The sequence below is a fragment of the Variovorax sp. R-27 genome (assembly GCF_049913215.1).
Taxonomy (GTDB): domain Bacteria; phylum Pseudomonadota; class Gammaproteobacteria; order Burkholderiales; family Burkholderiaceae_C; genus Variovorax.
On the sequence record NZ_CP183984.1, the window covers coordinates 594,493 to 612,566 of the forward strand.

At 67.3% G+C, this 18,074-nt stretch carries 13 protein-coding genes; 9 read left to right on the forward strand and 4 right to left on the reverse strand.

Going from position 1 to position 18,074, the window contains the following annotated elements:
• Positions 1–193: 193 nt before the first annotated feature.
• Both glgB and ACN9MV_RS02760 read right to left on the reverse strand, forming a co-directional pair.
• Positions 194–2,365, reverse strand: a complete 2,172-nt coding sequence (gene glgB / locus ACN9MV_RS02755) for a 1,4-alpha-glucan branching protein GlgB (protein WP_426391240.1) — start codon at positions 2,363–2,365, stop codon at positions 194–196.
• Between the two features lie 5 nt (positions 2,366–2,370).
• Complete coding sequence (locus tag ACN9MV_RS02760; protein ID WP_426391241.1) at positions 2,371–4,038, reverse strand: alpha-glucosidase; 1,668 nt, start codon at positions 4,036–4,038, stop codon at positions 2,371–2,373.
• A 131-nt stretch (positions 4,039–4,169) separates the two neighbouring features.
• Here ACN9MV_RS02760 and ACN9MV_RS02765 point away from each other — a divergent pair, with 131 nt between their 5' ends.
• From ACN9MV_RS02765 to ACN9MV_RS02775, 3 genes are read left to right on the forward strand one after another with little or no spacing between them, the layout of a single operon-like run.
• Positions 4,170–5,627 (forward strand): NAD(P)-binding domain-containing protein, encoded by a 1,458-nt coding sequence (locus ACN9MV_RS02765; RefSeq protein WP_426391242.1) that lies wholly within the window; start codon positions 4,170–4,172, stop codon positions 5,625–5,627.
• A gap of 3 nt (positions 5,628–5,630) precedes the next feature.
• Positions 5,631–6,143, forward strand: a complete 513-nt coding sequence (locus tag ACN9MV_RS02770; RefSeq protein ID WP_093054008.1) for a CMD domain-containing protein — start codon at positions 5,631–5,633, stop codon at positions 6,141–6,143.
• A complete protein-coding gene (locus ACN9MV_RS02775; RefSeq protein ID WP_093076960.1) occupies positions 6,140–6,736 on the forward strand; it encodes a peroxidase-related enzyme in 597 nt (198 codons plus the stop codon). Before ACN9MV_RS02770 ends, ACN9MV_RS02775 begins: the two co-directional genes overlap by 4 nt.
• Here the strand turns inward: ACN9MV_RS02775 and ACN9MV_RS02780 are convergent.
• Complete coding sequence (locus tag ACN9MV_RS02780) at positions 6,731–7,810, reverse strand: NAD/NADP octopine/nopaline dehydrogenase family protein (protein ID WP_426391243.1); 1,080 nt, start codon at positions 7,808–7,810, stop codon at positions 6,731–6,733. The two genes, ACN9MV_RS02775 and ACN9MV_RS02780, sit on opposite strands and share 6 nt — an antisense overlap.
• Positions 7,803–8,777, reverse strand: a complete 975-nt coding sequence (locus ACN9MV_RS02785; RefSeq protein ID WP_426391244.1) for a Bug family tripartite tricarboxylate transporter substrate binding protein — start codon at positions 8,775–8,777, stop codon at positions 7,803–7,805. Before ACN9MV_RS02785 ends, ACN9MV_RS02780 begins: the two co-directional genes overlap by 8 nt.
• A 161-nt stretch (positions 8,778–8,938) precedes the next feature.
• On the opposite strand from ACN9MV_RS02785, the gene leuS reads away from it, so the two are divergent.
• The 6 genes from leuS to ACN9MV_RS02815 all read left to right on the forward strand — a co-directional run bounded on the left by leuS (position 8,939) and on the right by ACN9MV_RS02815 (position 18,067).
• Positions 8,939–11,569, forward strand: a complete 2,631-nt coding sequence (leuS, locus tag ACN9MV_RS02790; RefSeq protein ID WP_093175222.1) for a leucine--tRNA ligase — start codon at positions 8,939–8,941, stop codon at positions 11,567–11,569.
• A gap of 11 nt (positions 11,570–11,580) precedes the next feature.
• Entirely contained in the window at positions 11,581–12,126 is a 546-nt protein-coding gene (gene lptE / locus ACN9MV_RS02795; protein ID WP_093175220.1) for an LPS assembly lipoprotein LptE, read from the forward strand.
• A 28-nt stretch (positions 12,127–12,154) separates the two neighbouring features.
• Complete coding sequence (gene holA, locus ACN9MV_RS02800) at positions 12,155–13,228, forward strand: DNA polymerase III subunit delta (protein ID WP_426391245.1); 1,074 nt, start codon at positions 12,155–12,157, stop codon at positions 13,226–13,228.
• 78 nt (positions 13,229–13,306) lie between these two features.
• A complete protein-coding gene (locus ACN9MV_RS02805) occupies positions 13,307–14,599 on the forward strand; it encodes a glutamate-5-semialdehyde dehydrogenase (RefSeq protein WP_426391246.1) in 1,293 nt (430 codons plus the stop codon).
• A 97-nt stretch (positions 14,600–14,696) separates the two neighbouring features.
• Positions 14,697–16,019 (forward strand): glutamate--cysteine ligase, encoded by a 1,323-nt coding sequence (gene gshA, locus ACN9MV_RS02810; protein ID WP_426391247.1) that lies wholly within the window; start codon positions 14,697–14,699, stop codon positions 16,017–16,019.
• Between the two features lie 179 nt (positions 16,020–16,198).
• The gene (locus tag ACN9MV_RS02815) at positions 16,199–18,067 is read left to right on the forward strand and encodes a potassium transporter Kup (protein ID WP_093054026.1); all 1,869 of its coding nucleotides are present in this window, start codon (positions 16,199–16,201) and stop codon (positions 18,065–18,067) included.
• Positions 18,068–18,074 lie beyond the last annotated feature (7 nt).

The following is an 18,074-nucleotide window of genomic DNA, read 5'->3' on the forward strand; positions in this document are numbered from 1 at the left end:
CAGCTGTTTGAGCGAAGCGAGTTCTGCGGACCCCCGTCTACGTCGAGCACCGCAGGTTGCCCGTAGCGAAGCGGAGGGACGCAGACAGCAGGGTCGCCTTTCTTTTGCCTACTTTTCTTTGGCGAAGCAAAGAAAAGTAGGTCGGCCGCCGGGCCGAGACCCGGCTCCGGGAAGCAAACCAAGTCACAAGCTTTCAAGCCAACACCCACATCACAGTAGCCAACGGAGGCACGCTGATCGAGATCGAATCCGCCTTCCCATGCCAAGCAACAGGAGCGCTTTCGACAATCCCATTGCCAACCCCACTCCCCCCATAAACCGCCCCATCCGTATTGATGACCTCCCGGTAGGAACCCGAAGCAGGAACCCCCAACCGATACCCATGCCGAGGCACAGGCGTGAAGTTGCAAACAGCCACAACAAACGCCCCATCCCGCCCCCGCCGCACGAACGCAAACACCGACTGATCCGCATCGTCATGCACGATCCACTCGAACCCCGCCCCGTCATGGTCAAGCTCGTGCAACGCAGGAAAGTGCCGATACACGTTGTTCAAGTCGCGCACCAGCCGCCGCACTCCTTGGTGAGAGGCATGCTCCAGCAGATGCCAGTCGAGGCCGCGGTCCGCATTCCACTCCGCGTACTGCGCGAACTCCCCGCCCATGAACAACAACTTCTTGCCCGGATACGCCCAAAGGTAGCCGTACAGGTTGCGCAGGCCAGCAAACCTCTGCCACTCGTCCCCGGGCATGCGCCCGATCAGCGAGCCCTTGCCATGCACCACCTCGTCATGCGACAGCGGCAGCACGAAGTTCTCGCTGTGCGCGTACATCAGCCCGAAGGTGATCTGCTGGTGATGGTGCTTGCGATAGACCGGGTCTGTGCCCGCATACGACAGCGTGTCGTTCATCCAGCCCATGTTCCACTTGTAGTGAAACCCCAGCCCGCCGTCTTCCGGCGGACGGGTCACGCCGGGAAAACTCGTCGACTCCTCGGCCAGCGTCACCGCCCCAGGCCGCTCAATACCCACCACGCGGTTCATGCGCCGCAGGAAGTCGATGGCCTCCAGGTTCTCGCGTCCGCCAAGCACGTTCGGCACCCACTCGCCGGCCTTGCGGCTGTAGTCGCGGTACAGCATCGAAGCCACCGCATCCACGCGCAGGCCGTCCACGCCGTAGCGCTCCAGCCAGTACAGCGCATTGCCGACCAGGTAGTTGCGCACCTCCGTGCGGGCGTAGTTGAAGATCAGCGTCTGCCAGTCGTTGTGGAAGCCCTCGCGCGGGTCGGCGTACTCATACAGCGCCGTGCCGTCGAAGCGGCCGAGGCCGTGCGAATCGGTCGGGAAGTGCGCGGGCACCCAGTCGAGGATCACGCCCAGCCCGGCCGCATGCGCGGCCTCGACGAAATGCCGGAAGTCGCCCGGCGTGCCGAAGCGCGAGGTCGGCGCGTACAGGCCGATCGGCTGGTAGCCCCATGAGCCATCGAAGGGGTGCTCGGTGATTGGCAGCAGCTCGATGTGCGTGAAGCCCAGGTCGCGCACGTAGGGCACCAGCGTGTCGGCCAGGTCGCGGTAGTCCAGCCATTCATGGCCGTTCTTGCGGCGCCATGAGCCCAGGTGCACTTCGTAGATGCTGATCGGCGCGTGGCGCTCGTTTGCGGCGGCACGGCCTTCGGGCATCTTTACCGGCGCGGGCAGGGGCTGCACCACGCAGGCCGTGTCGGGCCGCAGCTGCGACGAGAACGCGAAGGGGTCGGCCTTGCGCAGCACCTCGCCCTGCGCCGACAGGATCTCGAACTCGTAGCTGTCGCCGACGGTCACGTGCGGCGCGAAGATCTCCCACACGCCGCACTCGCGGCGCAGCCGCATCATGTGGCGCCGGCCGTCCCAGTTGTTGAAGTTGCCGACCACCGACACGCGCCGCGCATTCGGCGCCCAGACCGCGAAGGCCACGCCCTTCACGCCGTCCATCTCGCGGATGTGCGCGCCCAGCCGCTCCCACGGCCGCAGGTGCGTGCCTTCGGCCAGCAGCCAAACATCGGTTTCGCCGAGCACGAACGGAAAGCGATACGGGTCTTCCAGCCGTGAGGTGTGCGCCTCCCAGTCGACCTGGAACGAGTAGCCCATGCGGGCTTCGGCCGCCGGAACCAGCCCGCTGAACAGGTCCGAGCCTTCGTGCCGCGCGAGGATGGCCAGCGGCCAGCCGGTGCGCGAATGCACCACGGCCACGCGCTGCGCGCCGGGTAGCAGCGCGCGCACTTCCAGGCCTTCGGGTCTCTCGTGCGGGCCCAGCACGGCAAACGGATCGCCGTGCTCCGCGCGCATCAGCGCATGGACTTCGGACTCGGGCAGCGGCTTCAAGGGCATGGTGGTCAGCTTCGTCCTTCAACGGCGGGTGTGCCGAAGAAGACGCCGTACGGCGCCAGCGTCAGCATGCGCTTTTCATCCACGGTCTGCATGACGGCGGTGTGCTCAAGCGGCTGTCCGACGAGAGGCATCAGCCCGTCGGGCAACGGCATCGATACCGGCTCGCTCCCTAAGTTGAAGACCGCCCGCAGCGAGAGCTTTCCGTCGCGCCGCTCGAAGTGCAGCAGTGGCTCGGGTGCGTCGATGAAGCGGATGCCACCGGTGCGCAGCAGCGGTTGCGTGCGCCGCCAGTGCAGCAGCGTACGGCTGAAGGCCAGCATCGACCTAGTGTCCGCGGCCTGTCGTTCGACGGCCAGCGGCAGGTGGGCGCCGTACACCGGCAGCCAGGGCGCGCCGGTGGTGAAGCCGCCGTTCGGCGCCTCGGCGGTCCATGGCATCGGCGTGCGGCAGCCGTCGCGGCCCTTGAACTCGGGCCAGAAGGCGCGGCCGTACGGGTCTTGCAGCAGTTCGAACGGCACTTCGGCCTCTGGCAGGCCCAGTTCCTCGCCCTGGTAGATGCTCGCGCTGCCGCGCAGCGCGAGCAGCAGGGTCAGCCAGAGCCGGTCGCGGCGCGTGTCGGGTGCGCCGCCGTCGCTCCAGCGCGTGGCGACGCGCGGCACGTCGTGGTTCGACATCGCCCAGCAGCCCCAGCCGTTCGTGGGTTCGAGTGCTTCGTCAAGGGCCTCGACCTGGTGGCGCAGGTGCTTGGGACTGTGGTCGGCCGTCAGCAGGCTGAAGCTGTAGGCCTGGTGCAGTCGCTTGCCGCGGTCGGTGTACTGCGCCATGACGGGCGGCGCGTTCTCGTCGCCGACCTCACCCAGCGCCACCGCGCCGTAGCCGTCGAGCAGCCGGCGCAGGCTCTCGAGGAACGCCAGGTTCTCGTGCTGGCTCTTGTCGTACAGATGCTGCTGCATCGCATAGGGGTTGTCGGCGCGCACCGTGCTGACTTCGCCTATCGAGGCCAGCGAGGCCGGCGGGTTGTCGCGCAGCTGCGCGTCGTGAAACTGGTGGTTGCAGGCGTCGAAGCGAAAGCCGTCCACGCCGCGCTCGCACCAGAAGCGCACCTCGCCCAGCAGCGCCTCCTGCACTTCGGGGCAATGGAAGTTGAGGTCGGGCTGCTCCGCCAGGAAGCTGTGCAGGTAGTACTGCCGCCGGCGCGAATCCCACTGCCAGGCCGAGCCGCCGAACACCGAGAGCCAGTTGGTGGGCGGCGTGCCGTCGGGCTTGGGGTCGGCCCACACGTACCAGTCGGCCTTGGGGTTGTCGCGGCTCGAGCGGCTCTCGGCGAACCAGGCGTGCTGGTCGGACGTGTGCGACAACACCTGGTCGATGACGAGCTTCAGGCCCAGTTCGTGCATCCGCGCCAGCATGGCGTCGAAGTCGGCCAGCGTGCCGAACATCGGGTCTACGGCGCGGTAATCGGCCACGTCGTAGCCGAAGTCCTTCATCGGCGATCGGAAGAAAGGAGAAACCCAGATGGCGTCGACGCCGAGGCTGGCCACGTGCTCGAGCCGGGACGTGATGCCCGGCAGGTCGCCGATGCCGTCGCCGTCGCTGTCCATGAAGCTGCGCGGGTAGATCTGGTAGATCACCGCACCGCGCCACCATTCGCTGCTGTCGGTATTGCTGCCCATGCCGGTCCCTGTGGTCTGAAATCATTGTGGCATGCGAAATTCGGGCCAGTGATACGCAGGTGCGGGGCGGTGGTGCATGGCGCGAAGACCCGTGAAGCTTTCTACACTGGGCGCCGCTCCCGCTTTTCAAAATGACGACATCAGATTCCGCCTCTTCTTCCCTCGCCGCGCTCGAAGCGCGGCTTGCCCAGGACCTCGAATACCTCGGCTGGCCCGGGCGCAACTGGATGCCCGCGCGGCAAGTCGGCGGTGAACCGATGCTCGACGTGGCCGTCATCGGCGGCGGGCAGGCCGGCCTGGCTGCCTCGGTCGCGCTGGCGCAATTGGGCATTCGCGCGGTGGTGTTCGACCGCTCGCCCGCGGGCAGCGAAGGCCCCTGGGCGACCACGGCGCGCATGGAGACGCTGCGCTCGCCCAAGGAGCTCACCGGTCCCGCGCTGGGCCTGCCGTCGCTCACCTTCCGTGCGTGGTTCGAGGCCCAGTTCGGGCTGGAGGCCTGGACGGCGATGGACAAGATCCCGCGCCTGCAGTGGATGGACTATCTGGTCTGGTACCGCCGCGTGATGGGCGTGGACGTGCGCAACGACACGGCCGTGACCGGCATTCATCCGCTGACCGATGCCACCGGCGTGCGCCTCGACCTGCGCACGCCGCAAGGCGAACGCAGCGTGCTGGCGCGCCGGGTCGTCCTCGCCACCGGGCGAGACGGCCTGGGCGGGCCGGCCATTCCCGCTTTCGTCAACGCGTTGCCGCGCTCGAAGTGGGCGCATTCTTCCGACGAAATGGACTACGGCCGGCTCAAGGGCCTGCGCGTGGGCGTGGTCGGCGCGGGCTCTTCGGCCATGGACAGCGCAGGCACCGCGCTGGAGGCCGGTGCGCACAGCGTCGAGCTGCTGATCCGCCGGCCCGACCTGCCGCGAGTCAACAAGGGCAAGGGCGCGGGCGTGCCGGGGCTCACGCAGGGCCACTACGACCTGCCCGACGAGCTCAAGTGGCGCATCCGCCACTACATCAACGTGGCGAACGTGCCGCCGCCGCATGGCAGCACGCTGCGGGTGTCGGGGCACGCCAATGCCTTCTTCAACTTTGGCTGCCCGATCCTGGCCATTGAGCCGAAGGGCGATTCGATGCGCGTGTCGACGCCGAAGGGCGACTTCGAATTCGACTTCCTCATCGTCTCGACCGGCTTCAAGGTCGACTGGCCCAACCGCCCCGAGTTCGACGGCATCGCCGCCCAGGTGCGCACCTGGAAAGACCGCTTCGTACCCGCCCCCGGCGACGAAGACCAGGAACTGGCCGACTCGCCCGACCTCGGGCCGGTCTTCGAATTCCAGGAGCGCGTGCCGGGCGAATGCCCGGGGCTTGGGCGCATCCACTGCTTCTGCTACCCGGCGGCGCTGTCGCACGGCACGGTGTCGGGCGACATCCCGGCCATCAGCGACGGCGCCAAGCGGCTGGCGAGCGGCATCGCCAGCCTGTTCTACCGCGAAGACTTCGACCACCACTACGCCAACCTCGAGGCCTACGCCGAGCCGGAACTCTTCGGCGACGAATGGACGCCCGCGCTGCCGCCTCAGGAAAGAAACTGAACCATGACAACCAGCACTCCCACTTCCGATGTGATCGATGCCGCCGTCCCGCTGGCGCCAGACCACCCCACCTGGGCGCTGCGGCGCCAGCGCGACAAGGTCGTCGCCGCGACGCAAGGCAGCTACGACGCGATGTTTTCCCCGGCCGTCGAAGGCCTGTCAGTGAGCGAGCGGCTGCTGGTGGCGCTGCATGCCTGCCGCGTGTCGAAGGCGGACAGCCTTGCCGCGCACTACCGCGACCGGCTGGCGGCCGAAGGCGCGGACAGCGCCCTGACGGCGGCGGTGGACGCCGGCAAGCCCGTGGCCGATGCGCGCCTGCAGGCCGTGCTGGCCTTCACCGGCAAGCTGATCGAACGCCCCATCGAGGGCGACAAGGCGGCTGTGCAATCGCTGGTCGACAGCGGCCTTTCGACGCCCGCCATCGTGGCGATGAGCCAGCTGATCGCCTTCCTGTCGTACCAGATCCGCGTTGCCGCGGGCCTGAAGGCACTGGCAGCGGTGGAGGTGGCGGCATGATGGCCCCGATCCGCATCAAGGGCTTCACCAACGAGGTGCTGAAGTGGAAGCCGTGGCTCGACACGGTGAACGTCGACACCGCCACGCCGGCGCAACTGGCGGCGCTGGACGAGATGAGCCCGCAGGCGCGCACGTCGCCGTACTTTCTGGTGCTGGCGCATCAGCCCGAGATACTGCTGCAGCGCTCGATTGCCTTCAACGCGATCATGTTCGCGCCGGGCGGCATGCCGCGCGCCGAGCGCGAGCTGGGTGCCACGGTGGAGTCGCGCGTCAATGGTTGCGTGTACTGCGCCTCGGTGCATGCGCAGCGCTTCGAGCAGCTGGCCAAGCGCAACGACGTGATCTCGCAGGTGTTCGAGGAGCCGGCGGGCGCCGGCACCACGGCGCGCGAGAAGGCCATCGTCGAGTTTTCGATCCGTCTTGGCGCGGAGCCCGACAAGGTCTCGGCCGACGACGTGCGCGGGTTGAAGGAGGTCGGGCTGACCGAGCTGGAAATACTCGACCTGATCCATTCGGTTGCCATCTTCGCCTGGGCCAACCGGCTGATGCTCAACCTCGGGGAGCCGGTGTTCCCCGAAGCAGACGGTTCATAGGCGCGCGAGCAGCCCGGCGACAGTTTCGTTCGCCAGGCTCAGCGGTTCGAGCAGGTCGTTTTCGCGGCGGAAGTCGACGCCGTTGACCAGCGAGGCTGCATCCACGATGGTGCGGGTCGCGGGCGTCGGCACGCCGGCGATGGCGCCCAGCGCCTCGACGAACGCCAGGCCGTAGGGCATGTCTTCGGTCACGTAGCGGGTGTCGACCTGCGTGGGGCCGGGCGGGCCGCCGCGTTTGGCGTGCAGCTCGGCGGCGATGTCTGCGAGCTTTTCAGACGTGGTGCCGAAGGAGCGCGCGAAATGCGCCTCGATGGGGCCGAGCTCGATGCCGAAGGCTGCCGCCACGGCGCGGCGTTCCTGGTCAAGTGCCTCGATCGCGCGCGACACGCCGGGCGTCATGCACTGGTACTGCGGCCAGTTCTCGGCGCGCTCGATGCGGGTCCAGTTGAAGACCGCGAGCGGGCCGTGCGACTGCGGATTGACGTTGGCCAGGGCGCTGGCGAGGGCGCTGTCCTGCGCGGAGAAGCCGTCGCCGAAGAGGGCGGTGCACAGCGCGACGGCCTGGGCCGTCTCGGAGGCGGGCAGGGCGGAGACGCCGACGGCCTTGCGTCGCGTCATCACCCTGACCTGCGTGCCCGATTCGCGGCGCGCGGTCAGAACGGTCGTGCCGAAGCTGGCGACAGTGATCTGCCGGCCGGCGCGGCGGGCTGCTTCATGGAGATAGAGCGACGACAGCGAGGCCATCGAGCTGACGATCACGGTCTGGCCGTCGCGCAGGCAGGGGAGCAGAGCGTCCATCACGCGCTTGTGGCCGTTGACCGGCAGGGCCAGCAGCAGTACGTCGGAGGCCGCGCACAGCCCGGCCGCGTCGTCGGCAACCTCGACGGTCACTGAAAACGACTGGATGCCGCTGGCCTCCAGTGCCTGCGTGCGCAAGGCTTCTGCTCCCTGGCCGCCTGGCGACCACATGGTGACGCCGTGGCCCGCCTGTCGCAGCCAAGCCGCGCTGGCCAGCGCGATTGCCCCGGTGCCCGCGATGCCGACGCGGTACTTCTTGCCCGAAAACTCAGTCAACCTTGATCCCGCCCTGCTTGATCACCTTCGCCCAGCGCTGGCTGTCTTCCGTCACGACCTTGCCCAAGGCAGCCGGGCCGCCACAGGTGTTCACCGCGCCCAACTGGGCGAAGCGCTGCTTCGTCTCCGGCAGGTTGCACACCTCGAGCAGCGCCGCCGACAGCTTCTCGACGCTCGCCGCCGGCATGCGCGCCGGCGCCATCACGCCGACCCAGACCGGCACTTCCATTCCAGGCAGGCCCGTGGCCTCGCCGATGGTGGGGGCCGAACCCATGCTGGGAAGGGAAACCCGGGAGAAGGTGCCGAGCACGCGCGCCTTGCCGCTGGCGACCATGGGTTCGATCGAGGCCACGCTGGTGACGATGGCGGCCACCTGCCCGCCCAGCAGGTCCGTCATGGCGGGTGCGGCGCCCCGGTAGGGCACGTGCAGCAGGTTCGTGCCGCTCGCCTGCGCCAGCAGCGCCCCGGTCAGGTGCGAGACGGTGCCGTTGCCGGTCGAGGCATAGGTCACCTGGCCCGGCTTGGCCTTGGCATCGCGCAGCACGTCGGCCACCGTCTTGTAGGGGCTCTCGGTGCGCACGGACAGCGTCATCGGCGTGTCGGCCACCAGGGCCACCGGCACCAGCTCGTGCACCGGGTCGTAGGGGAGCTTGGGCTGCAGGTGGGGGGCGATCGTGATCGCGCCGCCGGTGGCCAGCAGCACCGTGGCCCCGTCGGTTGCCTTGGCCACCGCGTCGGCGGCCACGATGCCGCCAGCGCCGGCCTTGTTGTCGATGATGACGGGCTGGCCGAGCTTGTCGGTGAGCTTGGCGCCCAGGTAGCGCGCAATCACGTCCTGCGCGCCGCCGGTGGCGAAGGGCACGACGATGCGCAGGGGCTTGTCGTTCTGCTGGGCCCACAGGGGCGTGGCGGCGAGGCCGACGGCGGCCGCTAGGCCCAGGGCGAGGTGTTTCAGGCGCAGTTTCATGGTGTTCCAGGCGGTGCGAAAAACCTGCCGGACGGCAGGCGTTACCCGCGCAACACGCAGGTTACGTGCCCCGAGTCTAGAGTCTGCCGGCCGGGGCTTTCGCCCGGGCGCGATAATCCCGCGTTCCCGGCCGCTCCGAGCCGGGCTCTTGCCGAACCGCCATGAATCCCAGCTACAAACCCAGCGACGTCGAGTCCGCTGCCCAGGCGCAATGGAGCGCCGCCGATGCCTACCGCGTCACCGAGGACACGAGCCGCAAGAAGTACTACGCCTGCTCGATGCTGCCGTACCCCAGCGGCAAGCTGCACATGGGCCATGTGCGCAACTACACGATCAACGACATGCTCACGCGCCACCTGCGCATGAGCGGCTACAACGTGCTGATGCCCATGGGCTGGGACGCCTTCGGCCTGCCGGCCGAGAACGCAGCGCTGAAGAACGGCGTGCCGCCGGCCAAGTGGACCTACGAGAACATCGCCTACATGAAGGGCCAGCTCCAGGCCATGGGCCTGGCCATCGACTGGAGCCGCGAGATCGCCACCTGCGATCCCAGCTACTACAAGTGGAACCAGTGGCTGTTCCTGAAGATGCTCGAAAAGGGCATTGCCTACCGCAAGACCCAGGTCGTCAACTGGGACCCGGTCGACCAGACCGTGCTGGCCAACGAGCAGGTGATCGACGGCAAGGGCTGGCGCACCGGCGCCACGGTCGAGCGCCGCGAGATCCCGGGCTACTACCTGAAGATCAGCGACTACGCCGAGGAACTGCTCGAACACACCCAGCACAAGCTGCCGGGCTGGCCCGAGCGCGTCAAGCTGATGCAGGAAAACTGGATCGGCAAGAGCGAGGGCCTGCGCTTCGCCTTCACGCATGACATCAAGGACGCGAGCGGCAAGCTGATCCAGGACGGCCGCATGTACGTGTTCACCACGCGCGCCGACACCATCATGGGCGTGACCTTCTGCGCCGTGGCGCCCGAGCATCCGCTGGCCGCGCATGCCGCCACGCTCGACCCCAAGGTCGCGGCCTTCATCGAGGAGTGCAAGAGCGGCGGCACCACCGAGGCCGAACTCGCCACGCAAGAGAAGAAGGGCGTGCCCACCGGCCTGACCGTCAAGCACCCGATCACCGAGGAGCAGGTGCCCGTGTGGGTCGGCAATTACGTGCTGATCGGCTACGGCGACGGCGCCGTGATGGGCGTGCCCGCGCACGACGAGCGTGACTTCGCCTTCGCCAACAAGTACGGCATCGAGATCATCCAGGTGGTGCTGGTCGACGACGAGCCGCACTTCGACTATCACAAGTGGCAGGATTGGTACGCCGACAAGCAGCGCGGCGTGACCATCAATTCCGACAACTTCAGCGGCATGTCGTACAAGGAGGCCGTGGCCGCCGTGGCGCATGCGCTGGGCCAGAAGGACCTGGGCGAGCTGCAGACCACCTGGCGCCTGCGCGACTGGGGCGTGAGCCGCCAGCGCTACTGGGGCACGCCGATCCCGATCATCCATTGCGACGAACACGGCGCAGTGCCGGTGCCCGAGAAAGACCTGCCCGTGGTGCTGCCCACCGACTGCGTGCCGGACGGCTCGGGCAACCCGCTGCACAAGCACGAAGGCTTCCACGCCGGCGTGGTCTGCCCCGTCTGCGGCAAGCCCGCGCGGCGCGAGACCGACACGATGGACACCTTCGTCGATTCGTCGTGGTACTTCATGCGCTACTGCGACCCGAAGAACGAAGAGGCGATGGTGGCCGGCGGCGCCGACTACTGGATGCCGATGGACCAGTACATCGGCGGCATCGAGCACGCGATTCTTCACCTGCTGTACGCGCGCTTCTGGACCAAGGTGATGCGCGACCTTGGCCTCGTGAAGGCCGACGAGCCCTTCAGCAAGCTGCTCACCCAGGGCATGGTGCTCAACCACATCTTCTACAAGCGCAACGAAAAGGGCGGCAAGGACTACTTCCCGCCCAGCGAAGTCGCGACGGTGCTCGATGCGCAGGGCCGCATCACCGGCGGCACCACCGCCGACGGCACGAAGGTCGAGTACGGCGGCGTCGGCAAGATGGGCAAGAGCGAACGCAACGGCGTCGACCCGCAGGACCTGATCGAGAAATACGGCGCCGACACCGCGCGCCTGTACACGATGTTCACCGCGCCGCCCGAAGCCACGCTCGAGTGGAACGACGCGGCCGTCGAAGGCAGCTACCGCTTCCTGCGCCGGGTGTGGAATTTCGGCGTGGCGCAGGCGGACGTGGCGCCGGTGGCTGTCAGCGGCCAGACCTTCGGCAAGAATGCCCAGGCGCTGCGCCGCGAGGTGCACACCGTGCTGCGCCAGATCGACTACGACTACCAGCGCATGCAATACAACACGGTGGTGTCGGGCGCGATGAAGCTGCTCAACGCGCTGGAAGGCTTCAAGCCCGACGGCAGCGCGGGCGACGCGGCCGCGATGCGCGAGGGCTTCGGCATCCTGCTGCGCTGCCTCTACCCGGCCACGCCGCACATCGCCCAGCAGCTGTGGAACGAACTCGGCTACGACAAGGACCTGGGCGGCCTGCTCGACGCGCCCTGGCCCGCGGTCGACGTCGGTGCGCTGGTGCAGGACGAGATCGAACTCATGCTGCAGGTCAACGGCAAGCTGCGCGGCAAGCTCAGCGTGCCGGCCGGCGCATCGAAGGACGAGATCGAGAAGCTCGCGCTTGCCTGCGACGATTTCGTCAACTTCGCCGAAGGCGCGCCGCCCAAGCGCGTGATCGTGGTTCCCGGCCGTCTGGTCAACGTGGTCCTTTGAACGACTCAAGCATGAACACTCGCAATGTCTCGCTGCCGCGCCGCGGCTTTCTTCTCGGATTGACGGCGGCGGGCGCTTCGCTCGGCCTGGCCGGTTGCGGCTTCGAGCTGCGCAAGGCGCCTGTCTTCGCGTTCAAGACGCTGCAGGTGTCGGGCAACTCGGCCATGATCAACCAGATCCGGCGCGAGCTGCGGGCGACCGGCACCGTGACGGTGGTGACGCCCGACACGTCCACCGCCGGTGGTTCGTCTCCGGCGCCGGCCGCCGACGTGGTGCTGGAGATCCTGAGCGAGGACCGCAACCGCATCGTGATCTCGACCAACTCGGCCGGCCTGGTGCGCGAGCTGCAGCTTCAGTTGAAGGTGCGCTTCCGCCTGCGCACGCCGGGCGGTAAAGACCTGCTGCCGGCCACCGACGTCTCGCAGACGCGCGACCTGAGCTTCAACGAAACCAACGCGCTGGCCAAGGAAGGCGAAGCCGACCTGCTGTTCCGCGACATGCAGTCGGACATCGCGCAGCAGCTGATGCGCCGCCTGGCGGCCGTCAAGGAACTCTGAGCCTGCGCGCTCCGGCCATTCCATTTCCATGCAACTTGCCAGCGCCCAGCTCGGAGCCCACCTGCAGAAGGGCCTGAAGCCGCTCTACACGATCCACGGCGACGAGCCGCTGCTCGCGCAGGAAGCGGCCGACGCCATCCGCACCGCCGCGCGCGCGCAGGGTTACACCGAGCGCAGCTCTTACACCGTGGCCGGCGCGCACTTCGACTGGAGCGCGGTGCTCGCGGCCGGGGGCTCGCTCTCGCTGTTCGCAGACAAGCAGATCGTCGAGATCCGCGTCCCCTCGGGCAAGCCCGGCAAGGACGGCAGCGCGGCCCTTCAGCAGATGGCCGAGTCCGCGCCCGGTAACGACAGCACGCTCACGCTGGTGATGCTGCCGCGGCTGGACAAGGCCACGCGCACCGGCGCCTGGTTCTCGGCGCTGGAGAACAACGGCGCGAGCATCCAGGTCGACCCGATCGAGCGCGGCGCGCTGCCACAATGGATCGCGCAGCGCCTGGGCCAGCAGGGCCAGCGCGTGATGCCCGGCGACGAAGGCCAGCGCACGCTGCAGTTCTTTGCCGATCGCGTGGAGGGCAACCTGCTCGCCGCGCACCAGGAAATCCAGAAGCTCGCGCTGCTGCATCCGGCCGGCGAGCTGAGCTGGGAGCAGGTCGAAGGTGCGGTCAACAACGTGGCGCGCTACGACGTGTTCAAGCTGTCCGAAGCCGTGCTGGCCGGCAATCCGCAGCGCGTGGCGCGCATGCTCGATGGCCTGCAGGCCGAGGGCGAGGCCGAGGTGCTGGTGCACTACACGATTGCCGAGGACATCCGCGCGCTCAAGCGTGTGAAGGACGCCATGGCCTCGGGACGCCCGCTGCCGATGGCGCTGCGCGAGAACCGCATCTGGGGCCCGCGCGAGCGCGCCTTCGAGCGCGTGCTGCCGCGGCTGGACGACCGCATGCTGACCCGGCTGCTGCGCGCGGCGCATGTGGTGGACGGCATCGTGAAGGGGCTGAAGCAGCCCGACTGGCCCGCCAGCGGCTGGCAGGCCCTGCAGCGGCTGGCGCTGATGCTGTGCCGCGCCTGCAGCAGCGCGGCGACCGCTCCTCGGCGCGCCTGATCCGCTTGGGCGCGATGGCTTGAGCCATCAAAAGGCCCGTGTAAGCCGGGTCACAGGTCGGCGTGGGAAAATGAACACATGAATGCGTTCAACGTCAGCGAGCACATGCAGACCCTGGGTCTGCAAGCCAAAGCCGCTGCATTCCTCATGGCCCGTGCGGATGCAGCTACCAAAAACATAGCATTGAAGGCGCTGGCCCGACGCCTGCGCGAAGCCGGCCCGGTGCTGGCGGTCGCCAATCAGAAGGACCTGGAACGCGCCACCGCCGCTGGCCTCTCGGCGCCGATGGTCGATCGTCTCAAGCTCACGCCCAAGGTCATCGAGACCGTGGCCATCGGCTGCGAGCAGCTCGCCGGCATGGCCGACGTGATCGGCGAAATCATCGGCATGAAGCAGCAGCCCAGCGGCATCCGCGTGGGCCAGATGCGCGTGCCGATCGGTGTCTTCGGCATGATCTACGAGAGCCGGCCCAACGTGACCATCGAGGCTGCGAGCCTTGCCATCAAGAGCGGCAACGCGGCCATCCTGCGCGGCGGCTCGGAAGCCATCGAGTCGAACAAGGCGCTGGCGCTGCTGGTGTCCGAGGCGCTGGCCGAAGCCGGCCTGCCGGTCGAAGCGGTGCAGCTGGTGCAGACCACCGACCGCGAGGCCGTCGGCCAGCTCATCGCCATGCCCGAGTTCGTCGACGTGATCATTCCGCGCGGCGGCAAGGGGCTGATCGAGCGCATCAGCCGCGACGCCAAGGTGCCGGTCATCAAGCACCTGGACGGCAACTGCCACGTCTACGTGGACGACACGGCCGAGTTCGACATGGCGCTGCGCATCGTCGACAACGCCAAGACCCAGAAGTACAGCCCCTGCAACGCCGCCGAAGGCCTGCTGGTGTCGGCGTCGGTGGCCGACGACTTCCTGCCCGAGATCGCCGCCATCTTCGCGGCCAAGGGTGTGGAAATGCGCTGCGACCCGGTGGCCGCCGCCATCCTGCGCGCCGACGAGGCGCTCGATCCGAAGGCCCGGGTGGTCGATGCGGTCGAGTCCGACTGGTCCGAGGAATACCTGGCCGCCGTCATCAGCATCAAGGTGGTGGCCGGCGTGGACGAGGCCATCGCGCACATCAACCGCTATTCGAGCCACCACACCGACGCCATCGTCACGCGCGACCATGTCCACGCACAGCGCTTCCTGCGCGAGATCGATTCGGCCAGCGTGATGGTCAATGCGAGCACACGCTTCGCGGATGGCTTCGAGTTCGGGCTGGGCGCCGAAATCGGCATCAGCACCGACAAGTTCCACGCCCGCGGTCCGGTGGGTATCGAAGGACTGACCTCGCTCAAGTACGTGGTGCTGGGGCAGGGCGAAGTCCGGACCTGATCCGATGCGCCCGCGTGCGGTCTTGTCATTGGGGCGGCCATCCCCAAATCCTACAATTCCGCTCCACCTTTAAGCACAAAACCAACAAGGCCGCCGCATGGTTCCGCATCTCGTCACCGCCCTGACCGGCCCGATCAACGAACTGGAGCAGCGGGTGCTCGACTCGATGCCCGCCATCGAGCGCTGGTTCCGGCTCGAGTGGATGGAGCACACGCCGCCGTTCTACAGCGCCGTCGACATCCGCAACGCCGGCTTCAAGCTGGCCCCGGTCGACACCAACCTCTTTCCGGGCGGCTGGAACAATCTCACCAAGGAGATGCTGCCGCTGGCGGTGCAGGCTGCTCAGGCGGCCATCGAGAAGATCTGTCCGGAAGCGCGCAACCTGCTCGTCATTCCGGAAAATCACTCCAAAAATACCTTTTATCTCGCCAACGTCGCGCAACTGGTGCGCATCTTCCACATGGCGGGGCTCAACGTGCGCATTGGGTCGATCGATCCGGCCATCAAGTCGCCCAAGAAGATCGAACTGCCGAACGGCGAAACCGTGACGCTCGAGCCGGTGGTGCGCAGCAAGCGCCGACTGGGGCTGAAGAACTTCGATCCCTGCACAATTTTGCTCAACAACGAGCTTTCTGCAGGAACGCCCGGCATCCTCGAAGATTTGCATGAGCAGTATCTGCTGCCGCCGCTGCACGCAGGCTGGTCGGTGCGCCGCAAGAGCAACCATCTGCACAGCTACGAGGAACTGTCCAAGCGCCTCGGCAAGCTGCTGGGCATCGACCCGTGGCTCATCAACCCGATCTATGCACGCGCCGAAGGCGTGGATGTGGCCGAGGGCCGCGGCATCGACGTGCTGACCAGCCATGTGGATGCGGTGCTGATCAAGGTGCGCCGCAAGTACAAGGAATACGGCATCAACGAGAAGCCGTTCGTGGTGGTCAAGGGCGGCCACAGCGGCAGCGGCAGCCCGGGCGTGGTGACGGTGCGCGATGCCAAGGACGTCGAGGCGCTGATCGGCAAGCCGCGCGGCACCGCCAGCAGCGCCCCGGCCGGCAAGACCGGCGCCGGCCGCGAGCTGCGCGAACCCACCGAGCTGATCGTCCAGGAAGGCGTGCTCACCAACGAGCGCGTGCACAACGGCGTGGCCGAGCCGGTGGTCTACATGATGGATCGCTACGTTGTCGGCGGTTTTTACCGCGTGCATGCCGAGCGCGCCGCCGACGAAAACCTCAAGCTGCCGGGCGCGAGCTTCGTGCCGCTGGCTTTTTCTGAAAGTGCGCACTTGCCACAGCCCGGCGCCAAGCCTGGCGCCAGCGCGCCCAACCGCTTCTACATGTATGGCGTGGTCGGCCGGCTGGCCATGGTGGCCGCCAGCTACGAGATGGAAGCGACCGATCCGGACGCCGAAATCTACGAATGATTGCCGGGGGCGGCTTGTGGCGGCTTGCGCCGACCACAAGCAACGGCAAAATAGCGGCCCCACAGCAACGGAAACAAAAGGGCGGGAGGGTGACGCAGGTGGACTAAAGTTCACACTTGCCTCGCCCCGGCGTGTCTGACGCGTCGATTCCAGCAGCCTGCCCTTTTCCCATCGACTTCGTGTCAGCCCCCAAAAATCTCTCAGCCGGCCTCATCGTCGGCGCCATCGGCGTCGTCTATGGCGACATCGGCACCAGCGTGCTGTATGCCGTCAAGGAAGTGTTCGGCCACGGCCACGTGCCGTTCACCGTCGAGAACGTCTACGGCATCCTCTCGATGTTCTTCTGGACGCTCACCGTCATCGTCTCCATCAAGTACGTCGTGCTCGTGCTGCGGGCCGACAACGAAGGCGAGGGCGGCCTCGTCGCCATGCTGGCGCTGGCCTCCCGCGCGGTGGCCGACAAGCCCAGGCTGCGCCACCTGCTGCTGGTGGTCGGCATCTTCGGCACTTCGCTCTTCTATGGCGACGGGGTCATCACCCCGGCCATCTCGGTGCTCTCGGCGGTCGAGGGCCTGGAGGTGGTGTCGCCGCACTTCACGCACTACGTGATCCCGCTCACGCTGGTCGTGCTGTTCTGTCTCTTCGTGGTGCAGAAGCGCGGCACGGCGGGCATCGGCAAGTTCTTCGGACCGATCACGCTCGTGTGGTTCCTGGCGATTGCCGTGCTTGGCGTGTCGCAGATCCTGCACCACCCCGAGATCCTGAAGGCACTGAACCCGTTCTATGCGCTGAAGTTCATGTGGGACAACCCGGGCACCAGCTTCATCCTGCTGGGCGCTACCGTGCTGTGCGTGACCGGCGCCGAGGCGCTGTACGCCGACCTGGGCCACTTCGGCAAGAGCCCGATCCGCATTGCGTGGTTCTCGGTCGTGATGCCGGCGCTGACGCTCAACTACTTCGGCCAGGGCGCGCTGCTGCTGGAGAACCCCGAGGCGGTGAAGAACCCGTTCTTCATGATGGCGCCCGAATGGGCGCTCATTCCGCTGGTGCTGCTGGCCACGGCGGCCACGGTGATCGCGTCGCAGGCCCTCATCACGGGCGCCTTCAGCGTCACGCGCCAGGTCATCCAGCTGGGCTACCTGCCGCGCCTGAACATCGAGCACACCAGCGTGCGCACGGCGGGCCAGATCTACATTCCGCTGGTCAACTGGGGCCTGTTCGTGGCCATCGTTCTGGCGGTGGTCATGTTCCGCTCGTCGAGCAGCCTGGCCGCGGCCTACGGCATTGCCGTGACCACCGACATGCTGATCACCACGGTGCTGACCTTCTTCGTGATCCGCTACGCGTGGAAGCTTCCGCTGGCGCTGTGCATCGCATCGACAGCGGTCTTCTTCGTGGTCGACTTCCTGTTCTTCGCGTCGAACCTGCTCAAGCTGTTCGAGGGCGGCTGGTTCCCGCTGCTGATCGGCGGCTTCGTCTTCACGCTGATGATGACGTGGAAGGAAGGACGCCGTTTGATGGGCGAGGCGCAGCATGCCGACGCGATCGACCTGAAGTCCTTTCTCGACTCGGTCTTCGTGAGCCCGCCGGCGCGTGTCGATGGCACGGCGGTGTTCCTCACGGCCGAGCCGGGCACCGTGCCGAATGCGTTGCTGCACAACCTGAAGCACAACAAGGTGCTGCACGAACAGAACATGTTCGTCACCGTGCGCAACCACGAGGTGCCGTGGATTCCGATGGACAAGCGCATCGAGATCGAGGCGCTCGGCCACCACTGCTGGCAGATCATCGTGCACTACGGCTTCAAGAACGACATCGACCTGCCGCGCGCGCTCGAAAACGCGCGCATGCGCGGCTGCCAGCTGGAGCCGATGACGACCAGCTACTTCCTGTCGCGCGACGTCGTGATTCCGACGCTCGGAAGCGGCATGGCGCCGTGGCGCGAGAAGCTGTTCGCGCAGATGCACCACAACGCGAGCGGGGCGGCGGCGTTCCTGGGGCTGCCGAACAATGCGGTGGTGGAGCTGGGGTCGAAGATCGAGATCTGAGGCTCAG